The organism is Photobacterium panuliri, from assembly GCF_059920555.1.
In genome coordinates, this window is sequence record NZ_CP197193.1 from 637,472 (window position 1) to 655,098 (window position 17,627).

Annotated in this window: 16 protein-coding genes; 7 read left to right on the forward strand and 9 right to left on the reverse strand. The window is 46.0% G+C overall.

Annotated elements, in window-relative coordinates; genetic code table 11:
- The first annotated feature begins 1 nt into the window (after position 1).
- The 5 genes from ACSF8X_RS19065 to ACSF8X_RS19085 all read left to right on the forward strand — a co-directional run bounded on the left by ACSF8X_RS19065 (position 2) and on the right by ACSF8X_RS19085 (position 3,625).
- Positions 2 to 385 (forward strand): LexA family protein, encoded by a 384-nt coding sequence (locus ACSF8X_RS19065; RefSeq protein WP_500852016.1) that lies wholly within the window; start codon positions 2 to 4, stop codon positions 383 to 385.
- A 2-nt stretch (positions 386 to 387) separates the two neighbouring features.
- Positions 388 to 1,689 (forward strand): Y-family DNA polymerase, encoded by a 1,302-nt coding sequence (locus ACSF8X_RS19070; RefSeq protein ID WP_500852017.1) that lies wholly within the window; start codon positions 388 to 390, stop codon positions 1,687 to 1,689.
- 130 nt (positions 1,690 to 1,819) lie between these two features.
- Positions 1,820 to 2,701: an alpha/beta hydrolase family protein gene (locus ACSF8X_RS19075; RefSeq protein WP_047879054.1), complete on the forward strand. Its 882-nt coding sequence runs from the start codon at positions 1,820 to 1,822 to the stop codon at positions 2,699 to 2,701.
- A 155-nt stretch (positions 2,702 to 2,856) separates the two neighbouring features.
- Positions 2,857 to 3,345 carry a GNAT family N-acetyltransferase gene (locus ACSF8X_RS19080; protein WP_047879053.1) on the forward strand — a complete coding sequence of 163 codons (489 nt, stop codon included), beginning with the start codon at positions 2,857 to 2,859 and terminating at the stop codon, positions 3,343 to 3,345.
- Positions 3,346 to 3,463: 118 nt separating this feature from the next.
- Positions 3,464 to 3,625 carry a hypothetical protein gene (locus ACSF8X_RS19085; protein WP_157037833.1) on the forward strand — a complete coding sequence of 54 codons (162 nt, stop codon included), beginning with the start codon at positions 3,464 to 3,466 and terminating at the stop codon, positions 3,623 to 3,625.
- An 83-nt stretch (positions 3,626 to 3,708) separates the two neighbouring features.
- On the opposite strand, the gene ACSF8X_RS19090 is transcribed toward ACSF8X_RS19085, so the two are convergent.
- The 4 genes from ACSF8X_RS19090 to ACSF8X_RS19105 form a co-directional block, all read right to left on the reverse strand.
- Positions 3,709 to 4,659, reverse strand: a complete 951-nt coding sequence (locus tag ACSF8X_RS19090; protein ID WP_500852018.1) for a YeiH family protein — start codon at positions 4,657 to 4,659, stop codon at positions 3,709 to 3,711.
- Positions 4,660 to 5,058: 399 nt separating this feature from the next.
- Entirely contained in the window at positions 5,059 to 5,382 is a 324-nt protein-coding gene (locus ACSF8X_RS19095; RefSeq protein WP_047879051.1) for a YdbL family probable chaperone protein, read from the reverse strand.
- Between the two features lie 18 nt (positions 5,383 to 5,400).
- Positions 5,401 to 5,616, reverse strand: a complete 216-nt coding sequence (locus tag ACSF8X_RS19100; protein ID WP_047879050.1) for a YnbE family lipoprotein — start codon at positions 5,614 to 5,616, stop codon at positions 5,401 to 5,403.
- 40 nt (positions 5,617 to 5,656) lie between these two features.
- The gene (locus ACSF8X_RS19105) at positions 5,657 to 8,974 is read right to left on the reverse strand and encodes an intermembrane phospholipid transport protein YdbH family protein (protein WP_500852019.1); all 3,318 of its coding nucleotides are present in this window, start codon (positions 8,972 to 8,974) and stop codon (positions 5,657 to 5,659) included.
- A gap of 466 nt (positions 8,975 to 9,440) precedes the next feature.
- Here ACSF8X_RS19105 and ACSF8X_RS19110 point away from each other — a divergent pair, with 466 nt between their 5' ends.
- On the forward strand, positions 9,441 to 10,724 hold the full coding sequence (locus ACSF8X_RS19110; protein ID WP_500852020.1) for an NRAMP family divalent metal transporter: 1,284 nt from the start codon (positions 9,441 to 9,443) through the stop codon (positions 10,722 to 10,724).
- A 112-nt stretch (positions 10,725 to 10,836) separates the two neighbouring features.
- Here ACSF8X_RS19110 and ACSF8X_RS19115 read toward each other — a convergent pair whose 3' ends face one another.
- Together ACSF8X_RS19115 and ACSF8X_RS19120 are read right to left on the reverse strand one after the other, a co-directional pair.
- Complete coding sequence (locus ACSF8X_RS19115) at positions 10,837 to 11,187, reverse strand: hypothetical protein (protein WP_047879048.1); 351 nt, start codon at positions 11,185 to 11,187, stop codon at positions 10,837 to 10,839.
- A 336-nt stretch (positions 11,188 to 11,523) separates the two neighbouring features.
- Positions 11,524 to 12,423 (reverse strand): DUF4344 domain-containing metallopeptidase, encoded by a 900-nt coding sequence (locus ACSF8X_RS19120; protein WP_500852021.1) that lies wholly within the window; start codon positions 12,421 to 12,423, stop codon positions 11,524 to 11,526.
- A gap of 163 nt (positions 12,424 to 12,586) precedes the next feature.
- On the opposite strand from ACSF8X_RS19120, the gene ACSF8X_RS19125 reads away from it, so the two are divergent.
- The gene (locus tag ACSF8X_RS19125; protein ID WP_500852022.1) at positions 12,587 to 13,477 is read left to right on the forward strand and encodes a LysR family transcriptional regulator; all 891 of its coding nucleotides are present in this window, start codon (positions 12,587 to 12,589) and stop codon (positions 13,475 to 13,477) included.
- Between the two features lie 261 nt (positions 13,478 to 13,738).
- Here the strand turns inward: ACSF8X_RS19125 and ACSF8X_RS19130 are convergent, their stop codons facing one another.
- The 3 genes from ACSF8X_RS19130 to ACSF8X_RS19140 all read right to left on the reverse strand — a co-directional run bounded on the left by ACSF8X_RS19130 (position 13,739) and on the right by ACSF8X_RS19140 (position 17,583).
- Complete coding sequence (locus ACSF8X_RS19130; protein WP_500852023.1) at positions 13,739 to 13,969, reverse strand: hypothetical protein; 231 nt, start codon at positions 13,967 to 13,969, stop codon at positions 13,739 to 13,741.
- A 128-nt stretch (positions 13,970 to 14,097) separates the two neighbouring features.
- The gene (locus ACSF8X_RS19135) at positions 14,098 to 14,625 is read right to left on the reverse strand and encodes a hypothetical protein (RefSeq protein ID WP_500852024.1); all 528 of its coding nucleotides are present in this window, start codon (positions 14,623 to 14,625) and stop codon (positions 14,098 to 14,100) included.
- A gap of 213 nt (positions 14,626 to 14,838) precedes the next feature.
- On the reverse strand, positions 14,839 to 17,583 hold the full coding sequence (locus ACSF8X_RS19140; RefSeq protein WP_500852025.1) for a bifunctional acetate--CoA ligase family protein/GNAT family N-acetyltransferase: 2,745 nt from the start codon (positions 17,581 to 17,583) through the stop codon (positions 14,839 to 14,841).
- Between the last annotated feature and the right edge of the window lie 44 nt (positions 17,584 to 17,627).

Genomic DNA, 17,627 nt, shown 5'->3' on the forward strand with positions numbered 1-17,627 from the left:
CATGTGTGCGGTGCCTCTGTTTTTGGATACTGTAAAGTGCGGTTTTCCCTCCCCAGCGGATGGATATCAGGAGGAATTGGATCTAGACAGTTATTTGATCCGCCATCCTAATGCAACGTTTTGCTTGCGTGCTTCGGGACATTCAATGGAAGGAGCCGGCATTTATGACGGTGACTTACTGGTCGTGGACCGTGTCGAGCCCGTTCGGCCTGGGCGTATTGTTATCGCCCGTATTTATGATGAATTCACATGCAAAAGATTGATTCGAAAAGATAATGCATGGTGGCTGAAGGCCGAGAGCCCGGCCTATAACCCTTTTCCTATGCCTGAAGATTCAGAAATTTTTGGGGTAGTTACTCGTAATATTCATAACTTGTTGGACTGACGATGGCCGATTTGAACGGGTATCGTGATCAGGTATGGGCACTGGTCGATGTCAAAAATTTTTATTGTTCTTGCGAGAAACTGTTTGATCCCAAGTTAGCAAACAAACCGGTTGTGGTTTTGTCGAACAACGATGGGTGTTGTGTGGCGATGTCTGATGAGGCAAAGGCGCTGGGAATTCAGCGTGGCGCGCCATGGTTTAAAATTGAACGAGAAGCCAGGCGTTTGGGGGTAGAGGTTCGCAGTTCTAATTATGCCCTGTATGCGGATATGAGCCGCCGTTTTATTGAGGAGCTTCACCGTTTTTCGCCCTACATTGAACAGTATTCTATCGATGAGGCATTTGTTCGATTCGACGGGTTTAAGCTCGATGGTCTGACCCAGTATGGTCACGAAATCAAACAGACAATTCAGCGGCATATCGGCTTACCAGTACGAGTCGGTATTGGAGCAACGCCGACGTTGGCTAAGTTGGCAAGCCAAGCCGCTTCTCGCTATGAAGCAAAGGTTAATGGCGTCATTCAACTTGATTCAGAGCATCGATGCCGCTGGTTATTAGCTCGTACAGATATTCAGTCAATATGGGGGATCGGGGCGAGGACGGCGGCTAGACTCCGCTCCACGGGGCTAAATGATGCGTTGCAGTTATCTGAGAAAAATGCGGCTGATATGCGGCGGCTATGGAATGTCGGATTAGCCAGGACGGTCCTCGAACTGCAAGGCCTAACTTGTATTTCACCTGGCGATATTGATGAAAAGCGCAAGCAGATCCTGTCGAGTCGCAGTTTTGCATCTGGGATCAGTGCAATCGACGAGCTTCGGGCTGCTTTAGCTTTTCACTGCCAGCGCGCGGGAGAGAAGTTGCGTAGGCAGGGAAGCCAAGCCTTGGTGGTTGGTGTGTTTTTGCGTACGAACCGGTATAAAGATTTGCCCCAGCATAACATAAGTAGTGCGGTGCCACTGGCTTGTGCAAGTCAGGACAGTTATAGGTTTTTGGATTCGGCATTGGTTCAATTGGCGAAAATATACCGTCCGGGTTACGAATACCAGAAGATAGGCGTAATACTCGATGAATTGACTGATGCCAATAACGATCATTTTCAGCTGGACATGTTTGATACCAGCGCATTGGCCGAAATGAAGCGCCGGGATCTCATGGCTATAACTGATCAGATGAATGCGCGTTTTAAAAACGGCATTAAACCGGCATCAGTGATCGGCTCTACCAACTGGCATATGCGGCAGGCTTATCGTTCTAATCGCTGGACAACCCGTATTGATGAGCTGCAAATAGCTCGTTGTTGAAACGAATGTAACGACAGGAGAAATACAGTGTTGTCACTCGAAGAACCAGTTAGGTATTGATGGAGTGCTCATATTCTTTACGGTACTCTGTTTGCTTATTGGTCAATGGGTTAAGCGTAAAGGAATGCGTGTGTCCGTCAAATTATTCCCAGCCACAGTGTTGGCTTTATCTATCGCCCTGTCAGGGTGTACCACATCAATTAACAGTGAAGATATTATGGCCCACCGGGTTAACTACCTGTTAGATGTCACCCAGTATCAAGATGCCCAATGGTTTGATGCTAGCATCCACAGCGTTGAACCGTTCAAGATAAGGTTTGATGACGGCATTCGAGCCTCTGGGGTTCGCTTGTCAGTTGAGGGAAGTAAGAATACGGTCATTTATTTTGGTGGAGCGCCTTACCGGGATCAGAAAAGCGATGTTGATATCTTGGGTCAGTTTGCCTTGCTTGGGTTGAATGTTATTACCGTACGAAACCGCAGTATTGACAGTCACGGCAATTGGCCGACATTAACGCAGCTCAAAGAAGACTCGGAAATGGTGTATCAGGCGGCAAGGCAGAAATATCGTAATGAATTTTTGATTTTGCATGGTACGGCGGTAAGCAGCTTTTGGGTATCGAAGATGGCCGCTGAGCGAGACGATGTCGATGCGCTCGTTCTGGAAGGCGGGATCACCACCTTTGAGGAATTTGCCGAAGAGAAAAACCATCTGGCATGGTTGAGAGAAAAACTCGATTTGAAACAAAAGGTTGATGTCGACAGCGAGCTAACATCACTCAATAACTATAAGAGTTTGGAGTTATTTGAAGGCCCGATGCTGGTTTTGGCAGCCCAGCAGGATTCATTGGTACCTTCTGGCCTGGCCAATAAGCTTTATGATGCGTCACCGAGCATGAAAAAGGCCGTCAAGGTCGTGAATTATGCCGATGAGAAAGATCTGATGATGCGTGATGATGCGCTGGCTGCTTATATGCAGTTTGTCCAGACCTATGGCTGGAAGGATCTGTAATTTTCCATCGTGGATTCTTGTTATCCAAAAGCCAACGCAATGTTCTCTTTGTGTTGGCTTTTTTATTGGCCATAGGATAACAAGGGTTGTATCGCCGTAGGGATTTTGGCATAAATGCATAGATAGGCATATTGATGTTAAAAAGGAGAATCAGTATGGAGCAGGCAACAGAAGTGAAGATGGTTGTGGCAGACTATGCAAATCCTGCCCATGGTTCGGCAATGTTGGCATTGATGAATACCTATGCCGATGAGTTGGTGGACGATAAGCGCGAACCGTTCAACGAGTCTTTGATAGAAGCCTTGGGCAAGCGTTCCTATGCATTTACTATCTTGTGTTACGTTGATGGTGAAATTGCCGGTTTGGCTAACTGCTTTGAATCATTTTCGACGTTTCAGGGACAGCCGCTGATTAACATTCATGATTTTGTGGTGGCATCGGCTTTTCGTGGCCGGAATATCAGTGAGGCTTTGATGGCCGAAATTGAATCTCATGCTCGCCAGCGTCAGTGCTGCCGTATCACCCTGGAGGTGCTCGAGGGGAATGACATTGCCCAGCATGTTTATCGCAAACATGGTTTTGGTCCTTACCGGCTCGATGATATCAACGGCAGTGCGCTGTTCTGGCAAAAATCGCTGTGCTAAGACATGCATGCTAGGTTTTTGGGTATATAACCTTTATTGATTAGATAGAGACAAAGCGAATTTCTGTAGGCAGTGATTTTTCCCATAATGCATTGATAGCAATGAGATGGGAAACGGTATGCAAGTATGGATCGGAATTGTACTGGCTTTGTTGGTCGCGTCGATATTTAGCGATGGTTTATACGGTGCCATATTGGTCGCGGTGGCGTTTTTTCTGGTATTGGTTGTCGCATTACGCAAACGACCAATGAAGCGAGCTCTTGGATATAAAACAGAATGACAGATGGCCAGCAAATGCTGGCCATTATTGTTTTGGGAACGGATTGTTTTAGGAGTGGGTAGGTTTGGAACGTGGTTGGCGTATTAGGCTGCAAGTTGGATATACGCCAGAGAACAACTACCGATGGAAACCCATAACAGAATGCCGAGTAGTAATGGTTTAAGGCCGGCTGCACGCAATTTCTGTACTGTGATCCCTGAGCCAATCAGGAACAGGCAAACAACCAATAGCCGTTTGGAGGCGTTGAAAATCATGTCGTAGGCTGGTTGTAGGGCTGGCAGGAAATGGGCAACCAAAATAGCAGCACAGTAGAACAGGATAAACATAGGGACGCCGATCTTTTTGCTGTCGCCTTTGAACATCAGCGCGCTGAGAAAGGCGATTGGTATGATCCACAGGGCGCGGGATAGCTTTAGGGTCGTAGCTGTTTTAAGCGCCTCGTCACCATAAGCGCCAGCAGCACCGACAACCGACGAGGTATCGTGAATCGCAATGGCGGCCCATGTGCCGAATGCCTGCTGGCTCATATCCAGCATATGGCCAATAACCGGAAAAATGAACAGGGCGATGGCGTTAAGCACGAACACCGTTGCCAGTGCAAGTGAGATTTGTTCATCTTCAGCATTGATTGCTGGTGCAACGGCAGCGATGGCACTGCCACCACAAATAGCTGTGCCTGAGGCGATCAGGTGCCCCGTTTTCTGGTTGATCCCCAATGCTTTGGTAAGAACGAACCCAAGGATCAGCGTGAAGAAAATAGAGGCAACAATCAAACCGAAGCCTTGTTTGCTGGCTTCAATAGCCTGATTGAGATGGATACCAAAACCCAGACCAATAATAGAGTAGGACAAAAGTTTTTTGGTCAGGGCTGCAATATTAAACTGAGAGGGTACAAGCCCCACAGTGGCAAGGGTGAAACCCAGTACTAACGCGATAGGAGAGCTGACAATCGGGAGCAAGCAAAGTAGGGCAACAAGAATAAACACACCGTCAGATTTACGGGTGTTGGATAAGAGAACGTGAATAGCGCGCATTGGAGTTTGATATTAGGGAGATAGATGCCGGGAGTATAATGACACTAAATATTAAGGAAAATTATAAATAACTGATTCCGGGGTTAAGATTTATTGAAAGTAGATTTCATTAAAACTGAATGTGTACAGTTGTTGCTGTGAGTGCTTTTTATGCTTTATATCATTGATAAAATATTCACGTTCATTGGAAAAAACCTGCCGTTTGTTTGTATAAAGATTGCGTCAGTATGACAAAGTCAGGGGCAAGTAAGTATTTAACGTGGACATTCGGTATTGATACAGTATTGATTGTAGGTTTGGATACTAATGCAAACGTCGTTTTTCACGCCGTTGGTGATAGTTAGTTATAAAAATGAAATTTACAATTAGGACTGAGAGTGCAAATTCGTCATATGTAGACTATTTGCGAAGCCACTTGCCGGATGCATCTTGATAGTAATGACCTGAGGCTGTTTTTTCTATTGCGCGTTTGTGAGCAAGGTGGCCGACTTCTTTGACGCTAAGCCCGTGGGAAACGGCAATTTTTTTATACTGTTCATTACGGTGCTTGTTTACATCGGCAACCAATTTCCGAACCTCGTTAGAGGGTTGCGATGTGACAGGGGCGATAAGGCCGGTATTGGTTTCCCCAACCAAACCACGGTCTTTGGCCTGTTGTAAATTGAGTGCGTAGGCATGGAAGGATATAAGCAGGGCAATGACTGCAAGCAGGCATTTTTTCATGGCAATCTCCATGCCGGATCAGAAGACGTCATCATCACTGAAGAGCTCGTCGATTTCCTTGTCAACTTTGATGCGGATTTCGTGTTCAATTTTAACATTTAGATTAATTTCAATCGGCTTGTCAGATGTCGCGACCTGAACCGTAGGCGTGCAACCGACGATGCCTGCCATGAACAGTAGACTGAAAATGGCAAAAAGCAACGGTATGAAGGTGATTTTCAGTTGAATATCCATTGAAGTACAACCTTTAGCAATAAAAACGTAAGCGCAACAGCTACTTATCCACACCCATCTGCTTTAAAAAAAGGCTTTCCAGCTTAGAGGCATTTATCATGCTCAATGTTTTTAGTAGTGCTGGTATATCTTCTTGAATACTGATGTTCAAATTCACGTTACGACCCGCAAGTACGTCTGGATTGTGCCCTTTAAATGAGGCATCAGCATTCAATAGTCCTTTTTTAGAATAGTCTAGATGAACCGAAAGCGAGCTGTAGTTATAATTTTTGAGAATTTTGCTGACCACAAGTAGGCTGTCATCACTTGCTGCTTCAATATTCTGATCAATCGTTGAACCCTTGCGGTACTTGAGTATCCCGCCAGGGTAGCGGCTGTGAAGTCTGCCTTGTTCAATCACGGGCAAGCCATCTTCAAAACTTAGCGGCAGCGTGCCGTCAAGTGTTCCTGTCATCATTATATCTTTGGCATCAATCGCTGTTGCTAGTGCATCTAAGCTTAATCCATGTACGACTAGAGAAGCCGTCGGGATCGTTAACAGGCTATTGCTGACGACCTCATGGGTACTGACGGACCCGTTAAGCATGTAGGCGTTGGCTCTGAGCAAGCGATAGAACGGTTTGGCAGAATCAAATTCCAGCACGGCGTAGAGGTTTTCAAGCAAAATTCCTGCATGGAGGTAACTGGCGTGAAGACTGATAGGATGCAATGAGCGGATGCCCTCGGGGGAAATAGCGCTAGTGACTGAGATATTGAGATCTGCAAAATGGATATCATGGGCATAACCGCTGAGTTCATGGGTAAAAAGCCCGATGGTGCCATTCCAGCCGTTACTGTCGTAGCGCAGACTGGCATCAAGGCTGATTTCACCGCCGGTGAGATCATAGCGAATAGGCAATCCTGGTAGGTAGTGTTTCTTGAGTGAATTATCGCTAGTGAATCGCATTAGGTTACGGTGTAGCGTGATGTCTGTTTGCTGTCGATCCTGCCGGTGTTTGACAGTGAAAATTAGTAGCGGGGTTTCTTTGGCGTTCGTCAATTGCCCGTCGATAGCCAGTTGGTTATCTGTTGTCTTTATTTGCCCCTTGGCATGGATAGATGGCAGTCGCTGTTCGTTAAGGTTAACCCTCATTGCGGCGAGGTACGCCGCTTGAAAAATTGTCGGCTGCGATTGCGATCCCAGTGTTAACGCTATCTTGCTCAATTCTGCGTTGATCAACCCTTGGTATTTTTGTACGGGGCTATTTCTGGTTATCTTTTCTGATGCGGCCTGCGCAATGAGCTGTTGGGCTTCAAATGCGGCATGTATTTTTAGTGGATCTTCTTGTGACGCTGTCACTATTAAATCGCTGTTTCCTTTTTTGGGGTTGATTTCATTATTGAAATGCTGGCGTAACTGTAGCCGTTTATTGCCGATCTGTACGTTTGATGCTTGTAGGTTAAGGTCTTGGCGGTGATATAGCACGGAAGCAATATTGATAGAGGTATCTATCATTTCCAGCCTCGCCATAAATGGCCTCCACAAGCTATTGAGACGGCTTTTGGCTTGGATATCGGATAGCTGTATTTGTGGGGTGGCGGAGAGGGAGTTTATCTGAGCATGTAACTGCGACTGTGCTCGGCATTGGCTGTTTTCGACGTCTGTAGTGAGTAATGGGAAATTACAGGAAAAAGTTGTATCTGTAAGTTCGAGATTGCTGCCATGCGTCTCGTTCGTCAGTGTAATTTTTTCACCTGTGCCATTGAGCGACAGACTGAGATGATCAGTTTGATAGCTGGCTGTAAGTTGTAGTTCGCCATCGCTGCTTATGATTAAGGTGTCAAGCCGATCGTTGGGAGGTTGTCCGTTATGACGGGCAGATTGCATCGAGGCAAGTATCGGGTGAGAGAGTGCCAATTGGCGGAGTGTAATGGGAATATGGGTTGGGATCTTGAGAGTGATTTGGTATTTGGCTGATTCAACCCGGCGAAAGTGGTGGATGGTTTTGCGCTCTGCTTTTGGGGTGTTTGTTTGGTTAGCTTGTTGATTAGCCTGTTGATTAGCTTGTTGGTTCGATAGTAAGTGAGCACTGCCGGGGCGAAGCAGTAACTGTGTTTGTATAGCTTCGATAGCCAATGGTTGTTTGAGTTGGGCACTGGGCATACCGGCTAATCCCAAACGGTCAGTGATATCGGCACTGTTTCTTAAACGAGCGTTGCATAGTAGGTGTTTGGGTAGCGGGCTGAGGAAGTTGATATCGCCTTCGCATGAAAGGCTATTGCCTTTTGGACCCGTCATTGTGCCATTGAAATGGGCATCTTGTTGTTTGGTATGTTTGACGAGAACATCCATCAGATAGGGTTCTGGCCCGAGTGCTTTTCCTTTCAAACGTAATTTGGCCGGTTTATCGGGTTTATTCATTCTGAATCTTGGAGTTTCCAGCACTAATCGTGAATCGATGATTAGCTGTCCATAGGTAAACCGACTGACTTTCAGGCGCCGAAAAGGGAGCTGCGCCAAACTGGCGATTGTCTGACCAAGGTGGAGACCATCATAATCATCACCGGGCTGATTCAGGAATACTGGTAACTTGCTGGGCTGATCAAGGTCGATCACATCTGCGCTAATTCGGGTCGAGGTACTTGGCCGATTGAGATCCGTGGTTAGCGAGATATCTTTACCTTGCTGGACAAAATCGGGGGCGAGTGTCGGCCAGTGCGGGTTGACCGTTGCCAGATGAACAGCAAGCGGCGTCTTGAATGGCTGCCAACTCAAAGAGAAATGTCCTTGGTTGAAATTAACGGGGAAATAGTAGCCTTGGATATCTAGCGGGAAGAGCAAGTTTAGCTCGGCATGATTAACCACGCCGGTTAATGTGACAAAGGGCGAGGTGGTAAGCACCAAATTGACATCGCTGATCTGCTGTCTTTTGGGTTTGTGGTATTCGCTGGCCAGAGTCATCGAGGCCGAACCTACCTGAGCACTGAATACATAAGGCGGGGATAGGTCAATAAGGTTAAATACCACGTCTTCGAGTTCCAGCGGGCTGAGTATCAGTCCTTGACGTTTGAGGCTATGGTGGATAATAGGAGTCAGCCTCACGTTCATCTTAGGAGAGACCAGTCGCCATGAGCTGTCTGATATCGCACTTTCCTTATCAACAAAGTGTTCAAGGGTCAGCTGGTGGATAGTGAGAACATTACGGTTGATTGTGATGCCCAATTCCCCGATGACAATTTTTTTGCCGATGCTGACCCCTGATATCGCATTGATTTCGATTCCCTTTGACGCGAGCCACGGCGGCAGCAAAATGACGGGGATCAAAATCAGCCCGCACAGGAAAACCAAGCCATATACAAAACAACGAGCCTTGCCCATTCGCGGCCGTGGCGGAAGGTTTGCGCTGTGTGGTTGAGCGGGAAGGTTATTCATTGAAGAGTTGGCTATCGTCCTGCTTCGTGTATCGTGCCAAGAATGTCTCGTCCATTGAGTTAAGCATAGCCGCCTAAACGGAATATGTGCGGCTAAGGTGGCCAATATCCAGCCAGAATCAAAGGGTTGTTTATGGGAATTTGTTCATTTTTTATTGTTTTTTTATTTGTTTTTTCTGGATAACCAAGGACGTTTTGCCTCGTATGTAGAGTGATGGTCTGCATATTGACATCAGACTGAAATAACGTGTTGTTGGATGATTTGCCGCTGGTTGCCATCAGACAATAAAACGGAGAAAAATAAGCAAGGAAATGACACCACACTTGTCGCCGACAATATACAAAATAGCTTGTCGGGGGATAGGTGCGAGTCAGCATGGATGAAAAAGAGTCGATAAAAACAGGATGTATTTATGACAGACAGCACAACAACAGAGGCAATGCAGGATAGACGGTTATCAGTTGGACAATTGGTAAAAATGCTGGGCCCAGGGATCATGATGGCCACGGCAGCTGTCGGGGGCTCGCACCTTGTTGCGTCAACCAAGGCAGGGGCGATTTATGGGTGGCAGTTGGCAATCCTAATCCTTGTGGTGAACTTGCTCAAATACCCGTTTTTCCGAGCCGGGGTGCAATACACAATGGGAACCGGTCATAGCTTGATTAAAGGTTATGACAATATGGGGCGCGGTTACTTGTGGGTGTTTACCGGACTGAGTGTGGTGTCGGGGATAGTCAATACTGCTGCGTTGCTGCTGTTTAGCGCAAGCCTGCTGGGGTATTTTTTACCGTTTACCTTATCGTTGCCGCTATTGAGCTGCGTGGTGGCTATCGCTTGTCTGGCCATACTGTTTGCGGGGCATTACAAGGCGCTGGATGCGCTCTCTAAACTGATTATGGCTGTATTGGTTGTCGCCACTGTGAGTGCCGTCTTTATTGCCGCGATGAATGGCCCTGCGGCGGCGCCTGACTATCAGGCACCTTCAGCGTGGTCTATTGCCAGTATTGGCTTTATTGTGGTGATGATGGGCTGGATGCCAGCACCGATTGAGATATCTTGCTTGACGTCACTATGGCTGAAAAGTCAGCGGAAGTTGCATCAGGTTACTCCACAATCGGCATTGTTTGACTTCAATGTCGGTTATATTGGTACGGCGGTGTTGGCGGTGGTGTTCTTGTCTTTGGGGGCATTGGTACTCCATGGCAGTGGTACGGAGCTAAAGGCATCGGGGATTGGCTTTTCCCATCAGCTCGTGAGCATGTATGCAACGACCATTGGTGAGTGGTCACGGTATTTGATTGCCGTCGTCGCCTTTTTCTGTATTTTCGGTAGCACTATTACGGTGATAGACGGGTATGCCAGGGCGATTGCCGAGGCGCAATCGCTGCTCCGGGAGAATGAAGAAGGCTGTAATCGGCAGTGGCATAATAGTTGGATGGTTGTTCTGAGTGTATCGGCAATGGGGATTATTCTGTTCTTTAGTTCAGCCCTGATGCCATTGCTTGATTTTGCGATGATCATGGCCTTTATGACGACGCCTGTTTTTGCCTTGCTGAACTATCAACTGGTTTCTAATGCCGATTTGCCTGTTTCGCTTCAGTGGAGCAAGCCGATGAAAGTGCTATCCATTGTAGGACTGAGTTATTTATTCGGATTCTTGGCTTTGTTCGTCTGGTGGAAGTGGATGATGTCATAGCGGCGAGCAAAAAAGGCCGGTAACGGACAGGACAGAAAGTACGTTACCGGCTGATTCCAGAAGGTTATGGAGCTATTGTTATTTTAAGAATGGGTTATTGGTAATCTTGACGTTAGCCGGCCAGTACAGGGTCGGATTTTGCATTCTTTACAACCAGTTTGCTTGGGCTGAACGGGGTGATATTCAGTTCATGGTTGATGCGTCGCATAGCGGTGGCAAGTACGCCATGAGCCTCTTCATTTGCAGCTGCTTCCAGTGTCAGCAAGACGGCCCGGAGTTCGCGCTGGAGTTGGGTTATTTGCTCGTTGGCATGTTCCAGTTCAATAGCCTGAATGGAAATGATTTCGTTGATCAACTGGTTGGCAACCTGTGTAGGCAGCGCTGTACGGTTGGTCATTAGTTGCGAATTACAATGTTTCAGGTAACTGATCGTTTGGGTAAGCGATTGCGACGCGTGCTTCATCTTGTGATCCTTGTCTGGATTTCACATTGCATTGTATGGTTTGTGAAATCTATTCCATGTAATAAAACAAACTGCTAACGACTCTAGTGCATACTGAATACGCAAAATTTGGCGCAGATCAAGTCCCTGCAATAAACTTGTCTAGAAGATTCCTCTAGTAGTCATTTTTATGACTAACTTATCACCTTTGTAAGAAAATTTACGGGGAATACACCTAAGTTTTTGAATATCCATTCTTATTGGTGAATAAAATGTGTTAGAGGCCATCAGAGGTTTTTTGTGTTCATTATCCAGTAAAATGATGACTCAGATGGCCGTTTTCTCATGATTTATCGTTTAGGGTTTGGTTGAATCGGCTTCGTCATCTATTTGGTTTTGCTCAAGGTAAATAGACCAATTTTCATGAATACGCTCAAATTCATCCTGACATATGTCTTCTTTTTCAACTTTGTATTGTTGGTCGATCTCTTTAAATAGCATTTTGTGTTTGTCTGGGTTGCTGCCGTAAATCAGGCACAATGTATAGAAGTAACGCTGTATATCGAGGCTATGTTCATCGATAAAATCCAAGTTATCGAACTGCTCAATTTGCGCGTCCTCTAAGGCAAAGAGTTGTGCGGCATGAAGTGCAATATCATCACCGTTTTCGACATGATGCAGCAGGATCACGGAAGCGAAATTATCGGCGGCATCTTCTTCACGGCCCAAGACAGGAATATTGTAGATGTCGATATAGGCGTGACCGATCTCGTGCAGCAAAGTATGGAGTAAGCTATCCATACTTGCTTTGTAGACAGCTTGTTTTTCGTTTTTCTCATATTGAGTAGAAAACAGTTTAACGGCATCAGACCAGAACTGATAGGGAACTTGAATCTCTCTAAGCTGGGGATCATACAGTGGGCCGTCTTGACTACCGAACTGAATTGTAACCGCCTGATCAAAGTGGATAACGTCGTTGTTGAGTTGAGCTATGATCTCTAGCTCAGGGGCATGTTGTAGTAGTTTGCGGATCTGTTTGTCGCTTTCGTTCTCTGCTGGCAAAAATTCACGTTCAATAGGGATTATCATTGTTTCTGAAGCATTATCACTTGTGGTATCTGCGATGTAGTTTGACGCGAAGGCAGAGCTCGATGAGATAGCTGCGCAGAGTAAGAGCCCGGCTGTATATTTGGTATTGCATCGTGATGATGCCGAGATAAGAACGTTTGATAGTTTTTTGATAACAGAATATGTCATGGTGTTTTCCTTGACCAAGTGTGTAGCTCCCTTCAGTGAGTATGGTTGCTAATTAACAAATGGAAAGAGTGGGAGACTTTTATTATATCGTGAAGGTTGAGATACTTAGGTCAACGTTAGGTCAGCAATTTTGGGTGCTGATTCGACATATGAAGGAGATGGTGTGAATAAACTGTTGTCATTCGAAGCCCTGATGGTTTTAGACGCAATTGATCGACGCGGTAGCTTTGCGGCGGCAGCTGAAGAATTGGGGCGTGCGCCATCGTCGTTGAGTTATCAGGTTCAAAAGCTAGAACAGGATCTTGATCTGGTAATTTTTGATCGCTCCGGCCACAAGGCTGTGTTTACTAAAGCAGGTACTTTGTTGCTAGAGCGGGGAAGGTTATTGCTGACAGCCGCTGATGAAATGATTGCTGATGCCAGTACATTAGCGCATGGTTGGGAATTGGACATTACTATTGCCTATGATGGTTTGATTAAGTTTGAAACATTATTGCCGCTGGTGGATAAGCTCGGTCAAGTGAGCAAGACACGTATGCGTTTTCAGGAGGAGATCCTTGCCGGTTGTTGGGAAGCCCTGTCACAAAATCGTGCCGATATTCTGATTGCACCGGCCCCGAGTGTTGCTCCTCCAGATGTAAAGATTCAACCCATTGGTAAGCTTGATACGTTGTGGGTTGCACACAAAGACCATCCTATTCATCAACATGATAACCCCCTTGATCCTGCCGTTCGTAAGTTATATCGGGGTATTGCCGCTGCGGATACGGCCCGTCATCTACCGCCGCTAACCCATAATATTCTTGATGACCAACCACTACTGACGGTTGGTTCTATGCATGAGAAGTTACAAGCGCTAAGAGCCGGTGTGGGTATTGCTACCATGTCGTATGAACATGCCAAGCCTTATATCGAGAATGGAGAGCTCGTTCTAATTGGCGATGATCCTGTGTATGAGCTTGAGATTGTTATGGCATGGAATCGAAGTCAGATGGGAAAGGCGAAGAGTTGGTGTATTCAACATATTGCTTCAATGTGGAAAGAGCGGTTTTAAGTTGTTTGACGTAGGGTTACTATCTACCGTCTACGTCTCGAAGTTGCTTTGTTATATGCTTTATTATCAGTTAGATAAGATGGATATTTACGGATAGCAACGTATTCATTGATATATTTAAACAGTTCAATTTAGTAAGAGAGACAAAGTAAATAATAAGTCTAAGCGATTGAGAAAGAAGCTCTATGTAGGCGAGAATCGTAGCCCAAAGGCGTTTTATATGATCTTTGGGCTAGTACGAATTAAGCTAAGATAAAATCCTTAGCCATCGATTTTTCCGTTGTTGATAAGCCAATTTAACAACTCAACTAATTTTTTAAATATAACGTTAAAGCCAATAGGTAAGGCAAATAGAGTTAATAGAAATAAAATTTCACTGTGTGTTGAAATTGGTTTGGGTATTTGAGATATCACTTCAATAGACAAGAATACCGAAGGTAATATGATTATCATTTTTTCTAGTTGCTGTTTGTAATGGTGAAATTTATACATGATAACTACCTTGGGTAACGTCGGAAATTGAACGGAATATATATTATACTATGTCCAACGGTTTGTGATTATCATCACAAAAAGTTACACCACCACATCTGTGTGATCGGTGGTGTATGCATTAACCTTTATGACATTTCCGATTCTAACGTCCAATCAGAGACTTTAATTGATTTTGCAAAAGAGGGTGTCTTAATAGCTTCAATTGCGTCAATAACAGACTTATGGAAGAAAATGATGACGGATTCAAATGATGGTCTGAAAACCAATCTATTTTCTTGGGGAATGTCGCTTAGTTTATCAAAGTCAAAGCCTTCTTCATCATCAAGAATGTTAATGATGTTATAGCAGTGAAGATACAGATATTCTTTATCTATAATTTTTGCGGGAACAAGAGAGTTCTTATGCAGATCTAGCTCGACCAACGCGTTGGCATAATCCATATCAAAGAGGATTTTACCGAAAGCGGCGATATCGAATTTAGCTTCTATCGGTTTAAACGTAGTTAGGCTTTTGCATTCGAAACTAGCCGGTATTGTTGTTGATATCGGTTGATCTCGTAAGATCCCAAGTCTCCGACTATCATTCATGTTCACAACAAAATTTACTTTAGAGTAGTCATTTGAAAAAAGATAATACTCATCTTTAATCGACATTGTTATTGACTCCAGCACCCATATATTCAGAAGTTTTAGATAAGCAAGGATTATCTTCGTCGTTTATTCTCTGAATTTAACGCTCTGATTTTTCTCATTGCAAGATTTTCTTTTGGTAATCTTGATCTAACATCACGATGATAGTGCCCGGATAGTTGTTTGATTAGAGCATATAGTGGCTCGTATAAGGTGCATATTGGATCTCTTAACCGATTAAGCACTATCAGATGCAGTTTGCTTAGTTAATGGAAGTTGCATTTCAACCACGCCATCTTCCATTTGGATGTCTATTTCAAAACCGACTTTTTGGGCTAGCATGATCATCCCGCGGTTTGCTGGCATCGTCATTCCAGTGATCCGTTTTAGTCCGCGTTCGCGGCAGTAATTGATGATTTTTGTCATCAGTATTCGTCCCAATCCAATGCCTTTGAGATCGGAGCGAACCAATATGGCAAATTCAGCGTCGATATTATCAGGATCAGACAGCGCTCGGGTTACCCCGATAATTGTTTCAGTATCATCGCTTGATTGATTCTCTTTGTCTTTATCGATGCTGGTGGCTGGTGGCGTGCGTTTTACTGCAACAAATGCCATTTCCCGGTCATAATCGATTTGGGTAAGGTTAGCCAGTGCCTCATGCTTAAGTTCGCCAACATCAGAGAAGAAGCGTTTGTAAAGATCATCAACGGATACTCTGGAAACGAACTCGGCATGTTTGGGCTCGTCTTCCGGCAAAATAGGCCGAAGCAAGATACTAGAGCCGTCTTTTAAGATGACTTCCTCTTCAAACTCTTTGGGATAAGGACGGATCGCGAGCCGTTGATGCGGGTCTTGGTTAAAAGGACGAATGGTCATCGAGGCATCGATAACAGTCATTTCTTTGCCAGCCGCAAGTAGCGGGTGGATGTCAAAGGTTTCTATTTCCGGACAATCGATAATCAGCTGAGAAATTTTGACCAGCAATTGGCACAGGGCAGGAATATCAAGGCCTTCTGGCATGTTCCGTAGGCGAATTTTCCCTGTTTTGATTGCATTGATCACCATGTAGCGAGCCAGCGCCATATTCAACGGTGGGATACCAACTGCGGCATCTTTGTGGATATCCCATTGTGCGCCATCTTCACCCAGTAAGATCACCGGGCCGAAAGTAGGATCATTATGAACGGAAATTCTCAGCGACTGTGCCCCGGTGCGACGCGCCATTCGTTGTACCAATAAGCCGTCTATTTTGGCATCTGGAAAGTTGAGTGATACCCGATCAAGGATGGCTTGTGCACCATTGGCGACTTCTTCGGCTGTCCGAAGGTGAAGCAGAACACCATGCACGGCAGATTTATGGGGAATATCCGGTGATCGCAGTTTAACGGCCACGGGGTAGCCAATTTGCTCGGCAATCTGAGCAGCTTCAGCTGGGTCATCGGCAATCCAGGTTGGCAGGGTATCAAAGCCATAGCTTTCCAATACCGGCCTGACCTCGTGGGTTTCGAGTTGTGTGATCCCCTGTGCCAGTAAATGATTCACAACATCGTGAACATGGCGTGGATTAGCTTGAATCATTCCGTGTGATATCGGCGTTTCCATGAGTTGCTTTTGGTTTCGGCGGTATTCCACTAAATGCATGAAGGCTGATACAGCACTTTCTGGGGTGCGATAGGCCGGATAGCCCGCTGCAGTGAAAATTTGCCGGGCTTTTGTGGCAGCTCCTTCTCCTGACCAGTTAGTTAATATATTGAATCGCTTGCTGCGAGGGTGCAGTTTGAGTACATCGACTAACTTTTCGGCTGTCTCTTTGCTATGGGCAATGGCCGAAGGAGAGTGCATGACCAGCAGGGCATCGAAGTCGTCGCTATCGAGCAGGATTTTTACGGCTTGTTCGTAACGCTCTATTGAGGCATCGCCAATGATATCGATAGGGTTGGATTTTGACCAACTGCTCGGCAATACGGCTGAGAGCTTCTCGATGGTCTCTGCACTGAGGGTAGCGAGTTTTCCGCCGCGGTCAGACAACGTATCGACAGCCATGATCGCAGGTCCACCACCGTTGGTCAGGATCGCCAAACGCTCACCTCGTAGTGGTACGGAGTGGGCCAATGTTTCAACGGCGGCAAATAATTCGTGGGTATCGTTGACCCTTAGCATCCCCGATCGGCGAATGGCGGCATCGTAGATGGCATCTAGCCCCGGTTCGCCCCCTGTATGCAAATGCGCAGCGGCACTACCGGCTTTGGTGCGGCCACTTTTCACCACTAGAATACGGCGGTTGCGAGCTGCGGCTCTAGCTGCAGACATGAAACGGCGCGCATCGGTAACCGAGTCGACGTAAAGCAGAATGGCCTCGGTCTTACTATCGCGGCACAAGGTATCAAGTAGCTCGGGAAAATGGACATCACATGCATCACCCAAGGATAAAAAGGTTGAAAAGCCGATGTTTTTGCTTTGTGCCCAGTCAAGAATGGTTGTACATACGGCTGCAGACTGCGAGATAAACGCGATATTGCCCCGGTTGGCTGCAATAGGAGAAAACGAAGCATTGACATTGAGCCAAGGCAGAATTAATCCCATGCTATTGGGGCCAACCAGCCGCATGCCGAATTGTCTTGCGGCCTCAAACATATGCTGTTCTTCGGTTTTACCGTCTCGGATTATCAGGTTCATGCCAGCCGCAAGAACGATGGCTACTTTAACGCCCTTGTGGCCAAGTTGGCGAATAATCTCAGTATTGCGCTGGGCATGGGTACAGACGATGGCGAGATCTGGGATACGGGGTAGGCTATCAATGGTTGGATAAGCCAGAACGCCAGCAACAGCATCATACTTAGGGGTCACTGGCATGATCGGGCCATTGAAAGAGCCGGTCAGCAGATTACGCATCACGACATATCCAGCTCGGGTCGGGTTGTCTGATGCGCCGATGACACAGATCGACTTGGGTTTAAGTAGTTTTGCTATGCCTACCATCGTTATTATCCCTTTCCTGTTCGAACTCTCTGAATTCAGTGTAA

Excerpts from the sequence above, each read along its gene's own strand:
- ACSF8X_RS19100 (WP_047879050.1), bottom strand. The coding sequence starts at position 5,616 with ATGGATATTCAACTGAAAATCACCTTCATACCGTTGCTTTTTGCCATT.
- ACSF8X_RS19070 (WP_500852017.1), top strand. The coding sequence starts at position 388 with ATGGCCGATTTGAACGGGTATCGTGATCAGGTATGGGCACTGGTCGAT.
- ACSF8X_RS19110 (WP_500852020.1), top strand. The coding sequence starts at position 9,441 with ATGACAGACAGCACAACAACAGAGGCAATGCAGGATAGACGGTTATCA.
- ACSF8X_RS19090 (WP_500852018.1), bottom strand. The coding sequence starts at position 4,659 with ATGCGCGCTATTCACGTTCTCTTATCCAACACCCGTAAATCTGACGGT.
- ACSF8X_RS19065 (WP_500852016.1), top strand. The coding sequence starts at position 2 with ATGTGTGCGGTGCCTCTGTTTTTGGATACTGTAAAGTGCGGTTTTCCC.
- ACSF8X_RS19095 (WP_047879051.1), bottom strand. The coding sequence starts at position 5,382 with ATGAAAAAATGCCTGCTTGCAGTCATTGCCCTGCTTATATCCTTCCAT.
- ACSF8X_RS19105 (WP_500852019.1), bottom strand. The coding sequence starts at position 8,974 with ATGGGCAAGGCTCGTTGTTTTGTATATGGCTTGGTTTTCCTGTGCGGG.
- ACSF8X_RS19115 (WP_047879048.1), bottom strand. The coding sequence starts at position 11,187 with ATGAAGCACGCGTCGCAATCGCTTACCCAAACGATCAGTTACCTGAAA.
- ACSF8X_RS19120 (WP_500852021.1), bottom strand. The coding sequence starts at position 12,423 with ATGACATATTCTGTTATCAAAAAACTATCAAACGTTCTTATCTCGGCA.
- ACSF8X_RS19140 (WP_500852025.1), bottom strand. The coding sequence starts at position 17,583 with ATGGTAGGCATAGCAAAACTACTTAAACCCAAGTCGATCTGTGTCATC.
- ACSF8X_RS19080 (WP_047879053.1), top strand. The coding sequence starts at position 2,857 with ATGGAGCAGGCAACAGAAGTGAAGATGGTTGTGGCAGACTATGCAAAT.
- ACSF8X_RS19085 (WP_157037833.1), top strand. The coding sequence starts at position 3,464 with ATGCAAGTATGGATCGGAATTGTACTGGCTTTGTTGGTCGCGTCGATA.
- ACSF8X_RS19130 (WP_500852023.1), bottom strand. The coding sequence starts at position 13,969 with ATGTATAAATTTCACCATTACAAACAGCAACTAGAAAAAATGATAATC.
- ACSF8X_RS19135 (WP_500852024.1), bottom strand. The coding sequence starts at position 14,625 with ATGTCGATTAAAGATGAGTATTATCTTTTTTCAAATGACTACTCTAAA.